Raw genomic sequence first — 18,373 nt, 5'->3', positions numbered from 1 at the left:
GGCCGGGGCCGCGGCGGTGGCCCGCCCGGTTTCGGCGTGCCCGGCCACGGCCTGCGCGGCTACGGCGTGCACGGTTCCTCCTCGTGCGCGGGCGCCGTCCAGGCCGCGGGGTCGTCACCGGTGGTGGTGCGGGCGCCGTACAGGACGCGCATGAACCGCAGGACGTCGTCGCAGGGCAGGTGCAGGGAGGTGGTGCAGTCCGTCAGGACGGTGAGGTGGAAGCCCTTCTGGAAGGCGGTGCGGGCGGTGGAGTCCACGCAGACGTCGGCGTAGAGCCCGGCGAGCACGAGGTGCCCGGTGCCGCCCGCGCGCAGGTGCTCCTCCAGGTCCTCGCCCGGGCCCTCGCCGAGGAAGGCGTCGAAACGGGCCCGTTTGGTGAAGACCCGTTCGCCCGGCGCCGGGGCCACCCCGTGGAACTCCGCCCCCCAGGTGCCCTCCAGGCACTTCGGCTCCTTGCCGAGGCGCCGGTCCCGCGCGCGCCAGGCCGCGCCCTGGTGGACGGTGTCGCCGAGGAAGCGGACGAACACCACCTCCACGCCCGCGCGCCGGGCCCGGTCCACCGCCCGGACGCTGTTGGCGACCACGGCCTCCAGGACGGCGCCGTCGCCGCCGAAACGGGCCCGGGCCACCGGCCCGGCGCAGAAGTCGTTCTGCAGGTCCACCACCACCAGGGCGGTTCCCGCCGGGCCGGTCACGGCTCGCCCACCAGGGCCGTGGAACCCGCGGCGGCACCGGGCGGGTCGAGGACGTCGACCAGCGCGTCGACCACCGCGGTGGTGGAGTGCCGGCCGCCGAGGTCCGGGGTGCGCACGTCCTTGTCGTCCAGGGCGGTGAGGGCGGCCTCGACCGCCCGGACGGCGCCGGGGACGCCGGCGTGCCGCTCGGCGACCAGGGCGGCGGCGCGGACCGTGGCCACCGGGTTGACCAGGTCGCGCCCGGCCAGGTCGTCGGCGGAGCCGTGCACGGTCTGGTACTCGACCAGCCCGGCCGCGCCGGGGTCGAGGCAGACGTTCTCCGTGCAGCGGCTCTCCTGCCGCTGGGCGCCGAAGCGGTCCAGCAGGACCACGTGCATGATGTCCGCCCACTCGTTCCCGGCGATCAGCAGCGTGCGCTCCGGCAGGCCGTGGGTGATCAGGTTGCGGTTGACGGTGTCGGGCTGGAACACCTCGATCCGTACGCCCAACCGCTCGGCGATCCCGGCGACCCAGGTGTCGAACGCGCCGTCCAGGAGGTGGAACTTGTAGGCCATGACGATGCGGTCGATCCGCCCGTCGGGCCATTCGCGCCGGGCCCGCTCCAGGGCGTGGCGCACGACGGTCCCGGTGGTCTCCCGGCTGAAGGACAGGGTGCGGGTGACCGCTCCCGGGGTGTGCAGGTTCTCCCCGGTGTAGAAGCCCTGGGCCTGGTCGCGGACGAGCAGCAGGGACGTTTCTCCGGCCCGTAACAGGTCCACCTTGACGGCGCACAGGCGACGGCGCACCAGGTACAGGGACTGGGCGTTGATCGCGGTGCGGAAGACCGCGGTGGTGCCGCCGGCGGCCAGGTCGCGGCAGAACCGCTCGTAGTGCTCCGCGTCCTGCCCGGTCAGCTCCTGGACGTCGGCGGGGCCGCCGTGCGCGCGCAGCGAGACGTAGGAGTGGTACAGGCGCGGGGAGCGCACGATCCGCACCCCCGTCGGGTGGTCGGCGGTGAGCACCCGCAGGACGCGTTCGAAGACGGCGGCGAGCTCCGGGCCGGTGCCCCGGCCCACCGCCAGCCCGACCGCGGGCCGCCCGGCGGCGGGCGCCGGCACCGGGCCGGCGCCCTGGTGGGCGACCGGGGTCACCGGGCCGCCCCGGGAACCAGGTGGTCGCCGGGGATGCCGGTCTTCTCGGGGCGGTAGTAGTCGCGGATGCCCTCCGCCCAGACCGCGACCGGGACGCGGTCGCCGTCCACCGGGCCGAACGCGTCGAACAGCGCCGTGATGTTCCGGTCGTCGAACCCGATCGCGGTCATCAGGGCGAGGAAGTCCGGGCGGGTGACCAGGCCGTCGCCGTCCGGGTCGCCCAGCGTGGACAGCGCGCGGGCGAACTCGTCGATGGTGGCGTCGAAGCGCTGCGGGTCCAGCACCACGGCGGTGAACTCCTCGGGGCTGATCCGCCCGTCGCCGTCGGTGTCCAGCTCGGTCACCAGCGTGTGCCAGTAGTGCCGCAGGGCGTCGAGCAGCCGGTTCTTGGCGTCCTCGCCGGCCCGGGGGAGCGCCGCGACGACGCGGCTGCCCATCAGGTCGAAGTCGGCGGGTTCGAGGACACCGTTCCCGTCGGCGTCGAACAGTGAGAACACGAGCCCGACACGGTCGGTGGCTGCGGACGTGGGCATGGCGGTACACCTCGGGTTTCCCGGACGAAGGGACGCCGGGCCCGTGCCTCGGCGACCGCTCCACTATCCGGCCCCGCCCGGGCCACCGGCGCGCGAAGCACGGCCGGACCACCCGATCGGGGGCAATGCGCCCCCTCGCGCATGACGCCCCGGTCGGCTGGACAGGTAGTGAGGCTGACCCGCGCGCCCCCGACCGGGCCGTCCCGGGGGAATCCGTCCGTGATTGTGCACAGCGTCGCAGGCTCTTGGCACCGCGTCCGCTCGCCCGCGCGGAACCGTTCACCGGGGAGTGCGCCGTTCTAGCCTCGTTCACGACGCAGCCGCCTTCGCCCGAAAGCGGACTGCCCTGTCCGGGAGGGGAATTCGATGCTCAAGATGCGCAAATTCGCGGCAACGGCCGTCGCCGCGGCCTCGCTCACGCTCGGAATCGCTGCCGCCACGCCGGCGTCGGCGACCACGACGAACACTTCCTGTTCCACCTGGAGCGACAGCAACACGTTCGGTGCGTACTGCTCCGAGGGCGCCACCTACTTCCGGGCCGTCGCCCTGTGCAACAGCGGCCAGACCGTGTACGGAGACCTGCGCCGGGTCGGTGGCGGCTCCTGGAGCTACGCGTACTGCACCAGCGTGGGTTCCTCGCTCTACCGCGGGTCGGTTTCCCTGGCCTGACCGGCCCGGACCGTTCGCCCCTGAGTGGCCCGCAGGCCGAGAAGCCGCCCCCAGCCACCAGGGAGCCCTGGAGGACTGCCGGGATTCCCGCCGTGCGGGGATCCCGGCAGTCCGCGTCGAGGGCCGCCGACGTGCGCGGCCCATGATCCCCGGTCGCCCGAACTCTCCCCGAACTCGGCGGAGTCCGGGGAGAGTTCGGGCGACCGGGCCGTGCCGCCCGGCAGCGGTCACCGCCCGCGGGCCGGGCACCCGTCCCGCGCCCCGCGGCTACTCCCGCGCCGCCGCCGACAGCGCCCGCTGCCGGTGCTCGCGGGGCGAGAGGCCGTACGCCGCCTTGAACGCGCGGCTGAACTCGCAGGCGCCGGGGATGCCGCAGCGTGCGGCGACGCCCTGGATCGACAGGGCGTGCAGGGCGGGGTCGGCGAGGTCGCGGTGGGCCTTGCGCAGCCGCTGGCCGCGGATGAACGCGGCGAGGGTCTCGCCCTGGGAGTGCCGGGTGAACAGCCGGTGCAGGTGGCTGACGGAGATGTGGTGGGCGGCGGCGACCACCGGCGGGGTCAGGCCGGGGTCGTGGAGGTGGTGCCGGACGAAGGCCCGGACGCTCTCCACCACGGTCCGCTGCCGGGAGTCCTGCGGAAGCGCGTTCACGGCGTCGAGCTCCCCGGCGATCCAGGCCCCCACCAGGTCGACCACGACCGTCCCGAGGCGGCACGCCTCCGCCGGTGTCAGCTCGGCGGCCCGGCCGTCCAGGCCGAGGAGGAACTCCGCCAGCAGCGCCCCCGTCCCCTCCCGCCGGGACAGCCCGCGCCCGAGCAGGTCGCGCAGCCGGTCCGGGGGCACCGGCAGCAGCGAGGCGGGCAGGTCGACGCCCACGCCGGCGGCCCCGAACCGCTCCTGGCCGGGGTCGCCGGCGCCGAAGCACCGCACGTCGTACGGGTGCGAGCTGTCGACGATCGTCAGGTCCCCGACCCCGATCGTCTCCCGCTGGTCGTCGGCGCGGCTCAGGGCCTGGCCGCCGGCCGTCAGCAGCGTCAGGTGGTACAGCTCCTCGTCCGACTGGCGCACCATGCGCTCGGTCCGCCGGAACCTCGCCGACGGGAACGACGTCCCCAGCAGCGCCACCGGCCCCAGCTCGACCCGACGCACCTGCGCCGTGAAGCTGTCGACGTGCGCGCTGGTCGCGTCGCAGACCCGCGTCCGTCCGACCAGGTCCCGCCAGTGCTCGAAACGCTCCTCCGCCGACGGACCGTCGCCCCCGGCCGTGCTCTCCGTTCCCACGGAAACTTCCACCCCCACGGAAACTTCCACCCCCATGGACACTTCCACCCCCACGGACAACTCCGTCCTCTCTCACGCGATTTACCCTGTCGGGCCGGCAGGTCCCCCCCCCCGCGGCCCCGCACTTGACGGACTCCTCGGCGTCCGGCGGCGTGGCTGCCGCCCCGCCCCGTCGTTCCTCCTCCTCGCGGCAGTTCGACACGGCGGGGGCGGTTCGGGTTGTACGGGAAGGACCGTGACCTGATTGGTACAGACCACTGATGGTTCGTTGTGATAGAACCTCAGCTCTGGGCCGCAAGTGGTCCCGTGACGTGCGCCCCGGAGTCGAGCGGAGGGCGCCGAGGGGAGTGGCGGATGGTGCTGGCGGGGGTCGGGCGCCGGATCGGGCGGCACGGTGCGGTGCTGGCGGCCGTGGCCGTGAGCATCCTGGTGGCGACGGCGGTGCTGGCCGCGGTGGCCGGGCTGGCGCAGTCGGCCGCCGCGGCCGGGGTGCGCCAGCGCCTCGCCGCCGACGCCGGCCGCTCGGTGGAGGTGTCCGCGCGCTGGACGGCGCAGGGCCTGCCCGCGGCCGACCGGGCGGTGCACGCGGCACTGGTCCGGGCGATGGCCGGCGTCCCCTTCCGCTCCGAGACCGCGCTGCGGGCCGGTATCACCGTGGACCTGCCGCTGCCGCTCGCCGCGCGCCGGCAGGCCACCGAAACCGGGCTGCCCGGGCTCCCGGTGGCACTGCCCGACCCGGGCCGCTACGCCCGGTTGAGCAGCGGCAGTTGGCCGGACGCCGCCACCGCCACCGCGTCCCCCGCCGCGTCCTCCGCCGCCCCCGCCGACGCCCCCGGGAACGCCCTGCGCGTCGCCCTCCCCGAGACCGTCGCCGACCGCCTCGGCCTGGCGAGCGGCAGCACCGCGGTCGTCCCGGACCCCGCCACCGGCGGCCCGCTCACGCTCACCGTGACCGGCGTCTACCGCCCCGACCCGGCCGCCGACGCCTTCTGGAACGGCCTGGCCGGCGCCGACGGCGCGGACCGCGCCCTGCTGCTGGCCGACGGCGCCCAGCTGACGGCCCTGCCCACGTTCGGCAGCCGCACCCAGGCCGTGTGGCTGGCCCTGCCCGACACCGGCCGGTCGAGCCTGCCCGAACTCGCCGCGCTGCGCGACCGGGTGGCCGTCCTCGCCGGCTCCGACACCGCCCGCTCGGTCTACCGCGGCGCAGCCCCGCCCCTGGCCGACACCAGGGTGCGCAGCGCGCTGCCCGCCGCGGTCGACGGCCAGGCGGTGCCGGCCCTGGCCGCCAGGGCCGAGATCGCCGTTCCGCTCGCCCTGCTCGCCGTACTCGCCTCGGTGGTCCTGGTTCTGACGGCCCGTCGGCTGGCCGACGCGGTCGCCGTCGAGCAGGCGCTCCAGCGTTCCCGGGGAGCCGGCCTGGCGCGGCTGCTCGCGGTGGCGGCCGGCGAGTGGGCGGTGGCCGCCGTGCCGGCGGCGGCCTGCGGGCTGCTGCTGGTCGAGCCGCTGCTCGCCGCCGTCCTGCGCGGCGCCGGGGCGCACGGCCTGACCGCGGCCGACGGCCGAACCGCCTGGTGGGCCGCCGGGTTCGCGCTCGCGGTGCACGGCACGGCCCTGCTGCTGCCGCTCGCCCGGCAGGCCTGGGACCCGCACGCCCGGCAGGCGCTGCGCCGGCGCCGCCCGCTTCGGCCGGGCCTGCAGCGGGCCGGAGCGGACCTGGCGCTGCTCGCCGTGGCGGTCCTCGGCTTCCTCCAACTGCGCCACTACCAGGGCGTGGTGGTGCCCGGCGCGGGTGCTGGCTTCGACACCGGGGTCGACCCGGTCCTGGTGCTCGCCCCGGCGGCGATGGCGGTGGCCGGCGCGGTGCTGGCGCTGCGGGTGCTGCCGCCGGCCGGACGGCTGCTGGAACGGGCGGCCGCCCGCTCCCGCGGCCTGGTCGCGCCACTGGGCGCCTGGCGGCTGAGCCGCGACGCCGGCCGCCAGGCGGTCCCGGTCCTGGTCACGCTCCTGGCCGTGGCCTGCGCCGGCCTGGCCGCCGGGGTCCTGGCCGCACTGCCGGCCGGCGACCGCGACCGGGCCGCCTTCACCGTCGGCGCCGACCTGCGGCTGTCCGGGGTGACCGGCGCGGCGGCGCAGCGGCACAGCGCGCTGGCCGCGCTGCCGGGCGTCACGGCCCTCACCCCGGTCGCCGACCAGTCGGCCTACGTGGGCAGCGCCGTGGTCCGGACGGTCGCCGTCGACACCGCCGCCGCCGCGGCCTCCGGCGCCCTGCCGGCCCTGCGCCCCGACCAGGCCGACCGCCCGGCACCGGCGCTGCTGGCCCCGCTGACCGCCGCGCCCGCCCAGGGGCTCGCGATCCCCGGCGAGCCCACCGCCCTGGAGCTGACCGTCCAGGCCACCGCCGACCCCGCACCGCCGGACCGGGGCCCGAGCCTGCTGCTGTGGATCCAGGACGCCGACGGGCTGACCGAGCAGCTGACCCTCCCGCTGACGGCCGACGGCCGCCCCCACCCGCTGACCGTGAACCTGGCCGACGGCGGCCGGCGCAGCTACCCGCTGACCCTCGCCCGCGTCGGCGTCCGCTTCCCCGGCCCCCTGGCCCGGCGCACCACCCTGGAGCTGGACCTGCCACGGATCAGCGCCGTCACCGGCGACCGGCGAACCGACCTCGCCCTCGGACCGGACCGGTCCTGGGTCCGCTCCGGCGCGCCCTTCGTCAGCCCCACCGCACTCGGCTGCCCCACCGGCGACCCGGCCCCGGACGCCCGGCCCGCCTCGGTGCTCGACGGCGGCGCCCAGGACGACCGGGCCACCGCCTGCACCTGGCACAGCCGCGGACCCGGCCTCCTGCACGCGGTGCTGCGCTCCCAGAACCCCGCGAACGCCCTGGACCCGGCCGCCCTGGACACGTACCTCGCCGTGCGCACCCCGACCGGCACCCCGACCGGCACCCCGGACGGGAGCGCCCCGCCCGTCCTGTCCGCGATCGCCGACCGCACCCTGCTCGACGCGGTGAACGCCAAGGTCGGTGACACCATCCGGCTCACCTGGGACCGCGACCGCGACAGCGACCAGAAGGTCCGCATCACCGGGGAGGTCGACGCCCTGCCCGGCTACGGCCGCGGCCAGGGCCACCTGCTGCTGGACCTGCCCGCGCTCGCCGCCAACCGCGCGCTCACCGGCGCGCCGCCGCCCGTCGACACCCACTGGTGGCTGGCCAGCGACGACCCCGCCGCCACCTGGGCCGCCGTCGACGGCCACAGCGCGTTCGGCCGCGCCCAGAGCGCACAGCGGCTCGCCGCCTACCTGGCCGACGACCCGTTCCGGGCCGGACTGCGCTGCGCCTGGCTGCTGGTCATGGCCACCGCCCCGCTCTTCGCGGTGACCGCCCTGACCCTGCACGCGGTCGGCGCGGCCCGCTCCCGGCAACGGGAGTTCGCCGTACTGCGCGCACTGGGCGCACGGACCGGCGAACTGACGGCGATGCTGCGCGCCGAACAGGTGGCGGTGACGGTGCCCCCGGTGCTGCTCGGCGGCCTGCTGGGCCTGCTCCTGACGGCCCTGCTGCTGCCGCTCACCGTGCTCGACGACAGCTCCGGCCCGGTCTTCCCTGCCCTGGCCACCGCCCCGGGCCGGCCGGCCGCCGCGCTCACCACGCTCGCCAGCGGCCTGCTGCTGGCCCTCACGGTCCTGGTCCTCACCCGGCTGCTGGCCAGGGTCGACCTGGTCCGGGCCCTGCGCGCGGGGGAGGACGGATGAGCCCGACGCCAGGACGGCGGCCCGGCAGCGGGCGCGCCCCCGCGCCCGGCCTCGCGCCCGGCACCCCGCCCCGCAACGGACGCTTCGACGGCGGGAGCCCCGCATGCTGACACTGCGCCTGATCCGACGGGAGGCGCGGATCGCCTGGCCGGTGGCGGCCGGGCTGGCGCTGCTCTCCGTCCTGCTCACGGCGATCCCGCTGAGCTGGCCGCCGCGCTTCGACCGCCTCGCCGCCGGCGCGCTCGCGGACCGGGTCGCCCGCGCCCAGCTGTCCGGCCCGCTGATCACCGCCACGTCCACCACCGTCCCGCTGCCGTCCAGGCCCCGGATCGCCCCCGGCGCACTCGACCGCGACCTCGACCAGGCCGGCCACGCGGTGCGCGCCGCCGCCGGACCGCGACTGGCCGCCGCGCTCGGCACACCGAAGGGCCGCGTGAGCGCCCCCTCCGCCGCGGCGCAAGGGCCCGGAGTCCCCACCCCCTACGGCCGGCCCCCGGGGCTCAGCCTGGTCCACGCCCAGCCCGACGACGCCCACGGCCCGGTCGAGTACGTCCAGGGCCGCGCACCCCGGCAACCCGCACCCGACCCGACGGACCCGCCCGGACAGCCGCCCGCCGTCGAGGTCGCGGTCTCCGAAGCCACCAGGGACCGCCTCGGCCTGACGACGGGTCAGCGATTCGGCCTGGCCGGCACCGGCTGGTCCACCCCGGTGCTCCTGGTCGGCGTCTTCCGCACCGACCACGGCGCCGACCGCCTCTGGCAGCAGTTCCCGATGCTCGTCGCCCCCTGGACCGTCCCGGCCGAGACCGGCCAGCAACTGGTCGGCCAACTCCTCACCAGCGCCGAAGGGATCGAACAGGTCGCGGGCCGCGGCACCGTACCGCTCGAACTGGCCTGGGACCTGCCCGTGGCCACCGACCGGTCCGGGCCCGCCGCCACCGCCACGGGGACCGCCGAACTGCGCGCCGCCCTCGCCGGGCTGCGCGCCGCCGACACCGCCCAGCGCTGCGGGGACGAAACCGGCGGCCTCTGCACACTCGCCGGCCAGATCGTGCCCAAGATCGCCGTCACCGACCGGCTCACGCCCGAACTGGACGCCTACGCCGCCCAACGCGGACGCGCCCAACAGCTCCAGGGCTTCGCGCTCGTCGGACTTCTCGCCGTGGTCGTGGCCACCGCCGTCGCCACCGCACGGCTCGGCGCCCGCCGCCGGGCCGGCGCCATCGCCCTCCAGCTCTCCCGCGGCGCCGGGACCGCCGGGATCGCCGGCCGCCTGCTGGCCGAGGCCGCGGTCGCGGTCGGCACCGGCGCCGCCGCGGGCTGGGCGATCGCCCGCGCCACCACGCCCCAGGGCACCGCCCTGGGATCCGCCCTGCCGGCGGCCGTCGCCGCCCTGCTGGTCTGGTGCGCACCGGCCGCCACCCTGCTCACCACCGCCCCGCGCACCCGGCCCCCGGCACGCTCGCGCCGCCTCGTCCTGGAAGCCCTGGCCCTGCTGCTGGCCGCGGGCGCGCTGACCGCGCTGCGCACCCGCGGCGCCCTCGCCGGCTCCGGCCTCGACCTCCCGCTCGCCCTGACCCCGGTCCTGCTCGCCCTGGTCGCGGCGCTCGTCCTGCTCCGCCTGCTGCCCCCGCTGCTGCGCCGGGCCGCCCACTGGGCGCGCCGCTCGCGCGGCCCGGTCCCGCTGGTGGCACTCGCCCAGGCCGGCCGGCACACCGGCACGGCCGCACTCGCCCTGCTGGTCCTGACGCTGGCCATGGGCTACGGCGTCTTCGGCGCCGGGATCTCGCGCACCGTCACCGACAGCCGCGCCCAGAGCGCCGACTGGCGCACCGGCGGAGCACCGCTCGCCCTGGTCGGACCGCGCGACCGACTGCCCGAGGACCTCTCCCACGTCCCCACCGTCGGCCACCAGGTGACCGTCACCGGCGCGAGCGGCGAACTCACCTCGCAGGACGACGGCACCACCTTCCCCGGCGCCCAACTCGTCGGACTGGACGCCGCCGCCCTGTCCGCCGCCCGCCCCTCCTCCCCGCTCGCCCGCGCCCTGCTGGCCGCCGACGGGGCCGACGCACCGGTGCGGCAGACCGGCGAGAACGGCGCCGAACCGGTGCTCACCGCCCTGGCCGACCCCGCCCTGGCCGCCCGCTTCCCCGACGGCACCTTCGAACTGTCCGCCCTGGGCACCAGCCGCGTCCTGGTCCACGTGATCGGAGCCCTGCCCGAGGACGCCCTGCGCGACCCGGTCCTCGGACCGGTCCTCGGCAACGGGCCGCGCCCCGGCGCCCTGCTGCTGTTCACCGGCCCCTCCGCACAACGCCTGCCCGCACAGCCCGGCCACCCCTCCGCACTCCTGCTCCACCCGGCCGCCGGCGCCCCACCGCTGGACCGGGCCGCCGTGCGCACCGCGGCCACCCCGCAGCTCGCCCCCACCGGCAGGACCGGCCCGCGGGTCGAACTGCTCGACCACGCCGCGGAGTTCGAGGCCCTGCGCACCGACGGACTGGTCCGCTCGGTCCAGCTCGCCTTCCAGGTCACCACCGCACTCGCCCTGCTGCTCGCCCTCGGCGCCTTCGTCCTGGACCTCCTCCTCAGCGCCACCGAACGCGCCCGCGTCACCTCCTACCTGCGCACCCTGGGGCTCACCGGCCGCTCGGTACTCGCCCTGCAACTGCTGCACCCGCTGCCGCTGCTGCTCACCGCCGCGGCCGGCGGCACCGCCCTGGGCCTGCTGCTGCCCGGGGCACTCGGCCCCGGCCTGCGGCTGCAAGCGCTCACCGGAGCGCCCTTCGAACCCGCCGCACACACCGACTGGACCACCACCACGGCGCTCGGCCTCGCCCTGACCGTGCTGGTGACGGCGGCCGGCGCCCTGGAGACGGCGATCGCCCGCCGCCGCGCCCTGGGCGCCGTCCTACGACTGGGGGAGGCCCTGTGACCACCCGTGAGAACGAACGACCCGCCGCCGGGACCGACCGGCCCATGGTCCACTGCGAGAGCCTCGTACGGATCTACCGCACCGGCACCACCGCCCGCGGCGGCGTCGAGGTCCAGGCCCTGCAAGGACTCGACCTGACCGTGCGCGAGGGCGAACTGACCGCCCTGGTCGGGGCCTCCGGCTCCGGCAAATCCACCCTGCTCGGCATCCTCGCCGGCCTGGACACCCCCAGCGCCGGCACCGCCACCGTCGACGGCACCGACCTGGGCGCGCTCAAGCGGCGCGAACGCACCGCCTACCGCCGCCGCACCGTCGGAACGATCCAGCAGCAGACCGCCGCCAACCTGCTGCCCTACCTGACCGCCCGCGAGAACGTCCAACTGCCCATGGGCTACGCCGGCGTACCGCGCCGCCGCCGCGCCGCCCGGGCCACCGAACTGCTCGACCTGATGGGCATCGCCCAGGCGGCCGACCGCACCCCCGCCGCGCTCTCCGGCGGCGAACAGCAGCGGGTGGCCATCGCCGTCGCCCTCGCCAACGAACCCCGCCTGCTGCTCGCCGACGAACCCACCGGCGAACTGGACACCGCCACCTCGCAGGAGATCTTCACCGCCCTGCGCACCGCCAACAGCGAACTGGGCACCACCGTCCTGATCGTCACCCACGACGCCCTGGTGGCCGACCAGGTCCGCCGCACGGTACGGATCCGCGACGGGCGCACCTCCACCGAAGTGCTGCGGGGCCCTGCGGCCGCCGACGGCGACGGTGACGGCGCACCCGTCGAGTACACGGTGCTGGACCGGGTCGGCCGGCTCCAACTGCCGCGCGACTTCACGGAATCCCTCGGCCTGGCGCACCGCGTGCGACTGGTCCTCGAACACGACCACATCACCGTGTGGCCCGACCGCGACCGCCCGCCGGGCGCCGGACCCACCGCGGACGGCGGCTGACCTCCGCCCGCCGCCCGACCCGCCGTCCGCCCGCCCGCCGGCCGACAGGAACACCCGTTCCCCCGGCCCTGTCAGGGAGCTGGACAGCGGTGCGGGAGTCGACCAGTCTCACCACCATGACGTTCCCCCAACACTCTCCCTCCGCCACACGCACAGCGCTCCTCCAGGCCGTCACCGCGGTCGGCGACGAAGCCGTCCCCCTGCTCGCCGACTGCCGCGGCGACATCCGCATCCCCGGCGCCGAGTGGACGGTCGCCGAGGCCGCCGCCCACCTCGCGATGGCCAACGAACTGATGGCCGCCCTCGCCGCCGGGGAGGAACGCCCGTACGGGGACGGCACCCCGGGCGCGCTGGCCGCGGCCAACGAGGTCTCGCTGGCCGCGCGACCCGAACGCGACCCGGCCGTACTCGCCGAGGAAATCGCCCGCCAGGCAGGGGAGTTCGCGGCGGCGGCCGGCCCGCGCACGGGCACCGAGCCGATGCTGACCCCGCTCGGCCCGATGGATCTGGACACCCTCGGCGCCTACCTGCTGACCCACATGCTGGCCCACCTCTACGACGTCGCCGTCGCGCTCGGCCGGCCCCACCCGATCGACCGGCAACGCGTCGGGCTGACCATGCCGTTCCTGCGAACGGCCATGCCCCTGGTGGCGGACGCCCGCACCGCGGCCGGCCACAGCGCCTGCTACCGGCTGCGGCTGCGCGGCGCGGGCGGATTCGCGGTCACCTTCACCGACGGCGCCGTCGCGGTCAGCCAGGAGCCGCCCCGGCGCCCCGACTGCACGATCCTCGTCGAGCCGGTGGCGTTCTTCCTCCTCGCCCTGGGCCGCTGCTCCACCGCCGGCGCCATCGCCCGCGGCAAGGTGCTCGCCTGGGGCCGCCGGCCCTGGCTGGCCCCGTCCTTCCCCGGACTGTTCACAGCCCCCTGAACCCGCGCGCCGGCCCGGCACCGGCGGCCACCGCGCCCCCCTCGGCCTCACGGCACGCCCCGCAGGCGTTCCACTGGGGCCCGCCGGGCGCGGGGGAGCGGCGAGGGGCCAGGGTCATGTCGGAGGTGCTCAGGCCGCACAGCGTCAGGGGGCCGCAGGCGCCGGAGGCCTCCGCGGGGGCGCAGTGCGCCAGACGCACCGGGTTCCCGGGGTCCGCCGGCCCGCGGTCGGGGCCGAGGATCCGCACATTGGTCGGCGTATCGGGTTCGAGCACGATGACGGTGTCCATCTCCACAACCTCGCCGCCCGACCCGTCCGCTGCACCCGCACCGTGGCATCCGGCCCAGCCACCCCCACCCCTGACACCCCCGCCCCCGGCGCCCTCCCGGCGACGGGGCCCGGCCGCCGGGGCCGCTAGCATCGCGCGCATGCTGGCGCTGCTCCACACCTCCCCGGTCCACGTCCCGGTCTTCGACGCGCTCCGCGACCGCGAGCACCCCGGGCTGTCCCTGCGGCACGTCGTGTCGCAGGGGCTGCTGGCCAGGGCCCTGGCGGAGGGGCCGGAGGCCGTCGCGGGGGACATCGACCGGGTTCTCGCCCCGGCGATCGCCGCCGGGGCCGCGGCGGTGCTGTGCACCTGTTCGACGATCGGGGGCGTCGCGGAGGCCCGGGCCGCGGCGCTGGGAGTGCCCGTGCTGCGCGTCGACCGTCCGATGGCGGCGGCCGCCGTCGCCGTCGCGCCCGGCGGCGGCCGAGCGGCGACACGCATCGCCGTGATCGCCGCACTGCCCGGCACCCTGGGCCCGACCACGGCCCTCGTCGACGAGGAGGCCGCCCGATCCGGCCGGCCGGTCACGGTGACGGCCACGGTGGTCGACGGTGCCTGGGAGCGGTTCGAGAGCGGTGACCGCGCCGGCTACCTGACGGCGATCGCCACCGCCGTCGATGCCGTGGTCGACGCGGACGCCGTCGTCCTCGCCCAGGCGTCCATGGCGGACGCCGTGCAGCGGACCGCGACCGCGACCGCGGTACCGGTCCTGTCCAGCCCGGCCCTCGGGCTGCGCGCCGCTGCCGCCGCCGCGGTGTCACGGCCCGCGCAGGCGGCGCCTGAGTATCCGTACTCAGGCGGCGCTGTCGGTGCCGGATGACACTGTGCGGGTGCGTCGGGACGCCCGGGCCCGGCACCACGGAGGGGATGACCATGAGGCGTGCGAGTTTCGCCTGGACGACGGCGGTCGCGGCGGTGGCGGCGATCGCGGTGACGGCGGTCCCGGCGTCCGCCGGACAGGCCGGGGAGATCGGACAGGTCGGGGAGATCGGGGAGATCGGGCACGGGACGCCGGGGACGGGCGAGATCCTGCCCTACCCCGGGCAGGAGGGGCTGATCTGGATCCCGGACTGGATCGGTGACGGCGGGGCGGTCACCGGCGGCGCGTACGCGGCCGGTCCGCCCGTCACCGTGACGGTCGGCTGCCGGGGCGGCAGCGGCGGCGCGGGCGAGGTGCGGGTCACCTTCACGCCGTACTACGGCGACACCACCCCGGTGGAGTTCACCGTGCCCTGTCCGGCCGAGGCCGTCGACAGGGGCTCGGCGGTGGTGACGGCCGAGCAGGGCCGGTCCTTCCACGTCGGGGTGAAGGCGTCGGCTCCCGACGTGCACTGGGGGCTGACGGTCACCCAGCCGGACGCCTGACCGACCGGGGACGGGAACAGCCCGCCCGCCGGCCGCAGCCCTCGCGGGTGCGGCCGGTTCCCCCGGCCCCGCCGCCGGGGCCCGCCGCCGGGGCCCGCCTCGCTATACACACCATGTATACATGGTGTGTATAGTCCTTGATCATGTCACTCGGACAGATGCTCCTCGGGTTCCTGGAAGCCCAGCCCCGCCACGGATACGACATCAAACGCCTCTACGACGAGCACTTCGGGCGCGACCGCTCCCTGCACTACGGGCAGGTGTACGCGACGCTCTCCCGGCTGCTGAAGAACGGCCTGGTCGTCGTGGAGGGCGTGGAGGCCGGCGGCGGCCCGGACCGCAAGCGGTACGCGATCACCGACGCCGGAGTCACCGACCTCGCCGACTGGCTCAACCAGCCCGAGGACCCGCAGCCGTACCTGCAGAGCACCCTCTACCACAAGGTCGTGCTCGCCATCCTGACCGGACGCTCCGCCGCCGACGTCCTGGACACCCAGCGGGCCGAACACCTGCGGACCATGCGCGAACTGACCCGCCGCAAGCTCGCCGGCGACCTCGCCGACGAACTGATCTGCGACCACGCGCTGTTCCACCTGGAGGCCGACCTGCGCTGGCTGGAACTGACCGCCGCCCGCCTCGACGACCTCACCGCCCGCCTCACGGAGACCCCACGTTGACCAGCGCCGGACCCCTGCTCACCGCCCAGGACCTGCACAAGTCCTTCGGCCTCACCCCGGCCCTCGCCGGCGCCTCGCTCACCGTCGCCGCCGGCGAACTCGTCGCCGTCATGGGCCCCTCCGGCTCGGGGAAGTCCACCCTGCTGCACTGCCTCGCCGGCATCACCCGCCCCGACCGCGGCACCATCGGCTACCAGGGCCGTGACCTCACCACCTGCACCGACGCCGAGCTCAGCGCCCTGCGGCGCACCGAATTCGGCTTCCTGTTCCAGTTCGGCCAGCTCGTCCCGGAACTCTCCTGCCTGGAGAACGTCGCACTGCCGCTGCGCCTGAACGGCATGCGCCGCAAGGCCGCCGAGGCCCGCGCCGGCGAGTGGCTGGAACGACTGGAGGTCGCCGACGTCGCCGCCAAGCGCCCCGGCGAGGTGTCCGGCGGCCAGGGCCAGCGGGTGGGGGCCGCCCGCGCCCTGATCACCGGCCCCAAGGCGGTGTTCGCGGACGAGCCGACCGGCGCCCTCGACACCCTCAACGGCGAACGCGTCATGAAGCTGCTGACCCTCGCCGCGCGCGAGACCGGCGCGGCCGTCCTCCTGGTCACCCACGAGACGCGGGTCGCCGCCTACGCGGACCGCGAGGTCGTCGTCCGCGACGGCCGCACCCGCGACCTGGCGGGCGCCCGGTGAGCGCCGCCGACCCGAAGGTCCGCCGGCCCGCCCTGGACCAGCTCGCCCTCGGCGCCCGACTGGCCGTCACCAGCGGACAGGACGGCTGGGGCCGACTGCTGCTCACCGCCTGCGGCGTCGGCCTGGGAGTGGCCCTGCTGCTCTTCACCGCCTCCTTCCCCGGCATCGTGCACCACCGCGACCAGCGCCTGTACACGCAGAACGACACCTTCCGGGACGAGGACCTGCCCGCCCCCGGCGACCGGACGGTCCTCGTGGCCGTCGCCGACACCACCTTCCACGGCACGCCCGTGCGCGGCCGGATCGTCCAGCCCGAGGGCCCGAACGCGGCGCTGCCGCCCGGGGTGGCCGCCTACCCGAAGCCCGGCGAGATGGCCGTCTCCCCGGCCCTGGCCGACCTGCTCAAGGACCCCGCCAACCAGCTGCTGCGCGAGCGCCTGCCCCACCCCGTGGTCGGCACCATCGGCCCGGCCGGGCTGCTCGGACCCGGCCAGGCCGACTTCGTGCTCGGCGGCGACCGCCTCTCGGTGGACACCGGCGCCGTCCGGATCACCGGGTTCGGCCACTTCTCACCGCCCAAATCCATGGACCCGAAGCTGATCCTGCTCAACGCCGTGGGCCTGACGGTGATGCTGGCCCCGGTCGGGGTCTTCCTCGCCGCCGCCGCGCGCTTCGGCGGCGAACGGCGCGACCGCCGGCTCGCCGCCCTGCGGCTCGGCGGCGCGGACCGCCGGATGACCGCCCGGATCGCCGCCGGGGAGTCCCTGGTGGGCGCGGTGCTGGGCCTGGCCGCCGGCGCGGCGCTCTTCCTGATCGGCCGACAGGCGATCGGACGGATCCGGCTCGCCGGATTCAGCTTCTACCCCGAGGACGTCGCACCGCAGCCCGCCGTCGCCGCCGCGATCGCCGTGGTCGTGCCGCTCATGGGCATCGGCGTCACCCTGCTCGCGATGCGCCGGGCGACCGTCGACCCGCTCGGCGTGGTCCGCCGCTCCGGCCCCGGCCGCCGCCGGATCGGATGGCGCCTGATGCTGCCGCTGGCCGGCCTGGCCCTGACGGTGTTCGCCCTCGCGCTCTTCGACCCGGTGAACGGCACGCGCGGATCGCTCCTCGTGGCGGCCGGCGTGATGCTGACGCTGATCGGCCTCTGCACCCTCCTGCCGTGGCTGGTGGAGGCCGTCACCCGACGGGCCGGCGGCGGCGGCCTGTCCTGGCAACTGGCCACCCGCCGACTGCAGTTGGGCTCGGGACCGGCCGCCGCGGCGGTCAGCGGCGTCGTGGTGGCGATCGCCGGGGCGATCGCCCTGCAGACGCTCTTCCTCGGCATCAGCACACAGTACGAGGGCATCACCCGGGGCGTGCCCGCCGCCGGGCCGTACCAGCAGTCGGTGTCCTTCCCCGGCGGCGCGCCCACCGCCGACGGCATCGCCGAACGCCTGGCGCGCAGCACCGGGGTCAAGGCCACCGCGGCGTACACCGAGTTCTCCCTGGAGAGCGGGACGGCCAGGTCCTGGCAGCTGCCCTCGGTCCGGATCGCCTCCTGCACGGTGCTGCGCGGCTTCGCGACCCTGCCCGACTGCAAGAACGGCGACGCCTTCGCGGTCCAGGGCCCGGCCGGGCGGCCGGGCGCCGAACCGGTCCGGCCCGGGACGACCGTCCACGCCGCCTACTTCCGGGGCACCGGCGAGCCGGCCCCCTTCCCGCTGCCCGCCGTGACGGCCACCGTCACCGCCGTCGAGGGCGCGGACCCCAACGGGCGGCTCGGATCCGGCCTGCTGCTGCTCACCCCCGCCGCCGTGCCGGCCGAGGCGCTGCGCGGACAGCCGGCGACCGTCCTGGTGTCGCTCGCCGACGGCCTGACGGACCCCGAGGAGCAGCTGACCACCGCCGTGATGGCGATCGACCCGCAGGCCCGCACCGGGTTCCCGCTCGACAACACGCTCGACCCCACCTACCTCGCGGTCAAGCGCCTGCTGACGGCGGGATCGGCGATCACCCTCCTGCTGGTCTCCCTCAGCCTGCTGGTCGGCCAACTGGAGCGCTTCCGGGAACAGCGCCGCGTGCTCGGCGTGCTGAACGCCGTCGGCACCCGCCGCCGCGTCCTGGGCCTGTCGGTGCTCTGGCAGACGCTGCTCCCGATGGCCCTGGGCCTGGTACTGGCGGCCGTCGGCGGCCTGCTGATGGGGGCTGTGCTGCAGTACGCGGCGGGCGTCCCGTGGAACGTGGACTGGAGCTCGATGCTGGCCATGTCGGGAATCGCGGCCGGCGCGGTCCTCCTCACCACCGCCCTCGGACTGCCGCGACTCCTGCGGCTGATGCGGCCCGACGCGCTGCGCTACGAGTAGCCCGGATCCCGCGCGGCGCCCCGACGCACCCCGGCCGGTCCCCGCGAGGGGCCGTCTCCCGCGCCGGGGCGGGAGACGGCGGCACGGGGGACGG

At 76.5% G+C, this 18,373-nt stretch carries 15 protein-coding genes; 10 read left to right on the top strand and 5 right to left on the bottom strand.

What is annotated here, in order from left to right; all coding sequences use genetic code 11:
* Window positions 1-59: 59 nt before the first annotated feature.
* From ACGFSC_RS11570 to ACGFSC_RS11560, 3 genes are read right to left on the bottom strand one after another with little or no spacing between them, the layout of a single operon-like run.
* Entirely contained in the window at window positions 60-695 is a 636-nt protein-coding gene (locus ACGFSC_RS11570; protein ID WP_359913196.1) for an isochorismatase family cysteine hydrolase, read from the bottom strand.
* Window positions 692-1,825 (bottom strand): isocitrate/isopropylmalate family dehydrogenase, encoded by a 1,134-nt coding sequence (locus tag ACGFSC_RS11565; protein WP_359913199.1) that lies wholly within the window; start codon window positions 1,823-1,825, stop codon window positions 692-694. The genes ACGFSC_RS11570 and ACGFSC_RS11565 overlap by 4 nt, the downstream gene beginning before the upstream one ends.
* On the bottom strand, window positions 1,822-2,358 hold the full coding sequence (locus ACGFSC_RS11560; RefSeq protein ID WP_359913202.1) for an EF-hand domain-containing protein: 537 nt from the start codon (window positions 2,356-2,358) through the stop codon (window positions 1,822-1,824). Before ACGFSC_RS11560 ends, ACGFSC_RS11565 begins: the two co-directional genes overlap by 4 nt.
* Before the next feature lie 375 nt (window positions 2,359-2,733).
* Between ACGFSC_RS11560 and ACGFSC_RS11555 the strand changes: the two genes are divergently transcribed.
* A complete protein-coding gene (locus tag ACGFSC_RS11555) occupies window positions 2,734-3,027 on the top strand; it encodes a hypothetical protein (protein WP_359913205.1) in 294 nt (97 codons plus the stop codon).
* Between the two features lie 267 nt (window positions 3,028-3,294).
* Here the strand turns inward: ACGFSC_RS11555 and ACGFSC_RS11550 are convergent, their stop codons facing one another.
* Window positions 3,295-4,305, bottom strand: coding sequence for a helix-turn-helix domain-containing protein (locus tag ACGFSC_RS11550; RefSeq protein WP_359913208.1), 1,011 nt, complete (start codon window positions 4,303-4,305; stop codon window positions 3,295-3,297).
* A gap of 354 nt (window positions 4,306-4,659) precedes the next feature.
* Here ACGFSC_RS11550 and ACGFSC_RS11545 point away from each other — a divergent pair, with 354 nt between their 5' ends.
* From ACGFSC_RS11545 to ACGFSC_RS11530, 4 genes are all read left to right on the top strand, one after another.
* A complete protein-coding gene (locus tag ACGFSC_RS11545) occupies window positions 4,660-8,064 on the top strand; it encodes an FtsX-like permease family protein (RefSeq protein WP_392863045.1) in 3,405 nt (1,134 codons plus the stop codon).
* A gap of 103 nt (window positions 8,065-8,167) precedes the next feature.
* Window positions 8,168-11,002 carry a hypothetical protein gene (locus ACGFSC_RS11540; protein WP_359915124.1) on the top strand — a complete coding sequence of 945 codons (2,835 nt, stop codon included), beginning with the start codon at window positions 8,168-8,170 and terminating at the stop codon, window positions 11,000-11,002.
* 44 nt (window positions 11,003-11,046) lie between these two features.
* A complete protein-coding gene (locus ACGFSC_RS11535; RefSeq protein WP_359915148.1) occupies window positions 11,047-11,952 on the top strand; it encodes an ABC transporter ATP-binding protein in 906 nt (301 codons plus the stop codon).
* 116 nt (window positions 11,953-12,068) lie between these two features.
* Window positions 12,069-12,881 (top strand): maleylpyruvate isomerase family mycothiol-dependent enzyme, encoded by an 813-nt coding sequence (locus ACGFSC_RS11530; protein WP_359915127.1) that lies wholly within the window; start codon window positions 12,069-12,071, stop codon window positions 12,879-12,881.
* On the opposite strand, the gene ACGFSC_RS11525 is transcribed toward ACGFSC_RS11530, so the two are convergent.
* Window positions 12,868-13,170, bottom strand: coding sequence for a hypothetical protein (locus tag ACGFSC_RS11525; protein ID WP_359915130.1), 303 nt, complete (start codon window positions 13,168-13,170; stop codon window positions 12,868-12,870). The genes ACGFSC_RS11530 and ACGFSC_RS11525 overlap by 14 nt on opposite strands.
* A gap of 139 nt (window positions 13,171-13,309) precedes the next feature.
* Here ACGFSC_RS11525 and ACGFSC_RS11520 point away from each other — a divergent pair, with 139 nt between their 5' ends.
* The 5 genes from ACGFSC_RS11520 (at window position 13,310) to ACGFSC_RS11500 (ending at window position 18,279) form a co-directional block, all read left to right on the top strand.
* Entirely contained in the window at window positions 13,310-14,029 is a 720-nt protein-coding gene (locus tag ACGFSC_RS11520; RefSeq protein WP_359915132.1) for an aspartate/glutamate racemase family protein, read from the top strand.
* 53 nt (window positions 14,030-14,082) lie between these two features.
* Window positions 14,083-14,574 carry a hypothetical protein gene (locus tag ACGFSC_RS11515; protein ID WP_359915135.1) on the top strand — a complete coding sequence of 164 codons (492 nt, stop codon included), beginning with the start codon at window positions 14,083-14,085 and terminating at the stop codon, window positions 14,572-14,574.
* Window positions 14,575-14,717: 143 nt separating this feature from the next.
* Window positions 14,718-15,251, top strand: coding sequence for a PadR family transcriptional regulator (locus ACGFSC_RS11510; protein WP_359915136.1), 534 nt, complete (start codon window positions 14,718-14,720; stop codon window positions 15,249-15,251).
* Window positions 15,248-15,934: an ABC transporter ATP-binding protein gene (locus tag ACGFSC_RS11505; protein WP_359915139.1), complete on the top strand. Its 687-nt coding sequence runs from the start codon at window positions 15,248-15,250 to the stop codon at window positions 15,932-15,934. The genes ACGFSC_RS11510 and ACGFSC_RS11505 overlap by 4 nt, the downstream gene beginning before the upstream one ends.
* Window positions 15,931-18,279: an ABC transporter permease gene (locus ACGFSC_RS11500; RefSeq protein WP_359915142.1), complete on the top strand. Its 2,349-nt coding sequence runs from the start codon at window positions 15,931-15,933 to the stop codon at window positions 18,277-18,279. Before ACGFSC_RS11505 ends, ACGFSC_RS11500 begins: the two co-directional genes overlap by 4 nt.
* Window positions 18,280-18,373: the final 94 nt, after the last annotated feature.

It is taken from the genome of Kitasatospora sp. NPDC048715 (genome assembly GCF_043198905.1).
GTDB lineage: Bacteria > Actinomycetota > Actinomycetes > Streptomycetales > Streptomycetaceae > Kitasatospora > Kitasatospora lactacystinica.
Note: the sequence above shows the minus strand (reverse complement) of the source record. Positions and strands in the feature narration are given on the sequence as shown.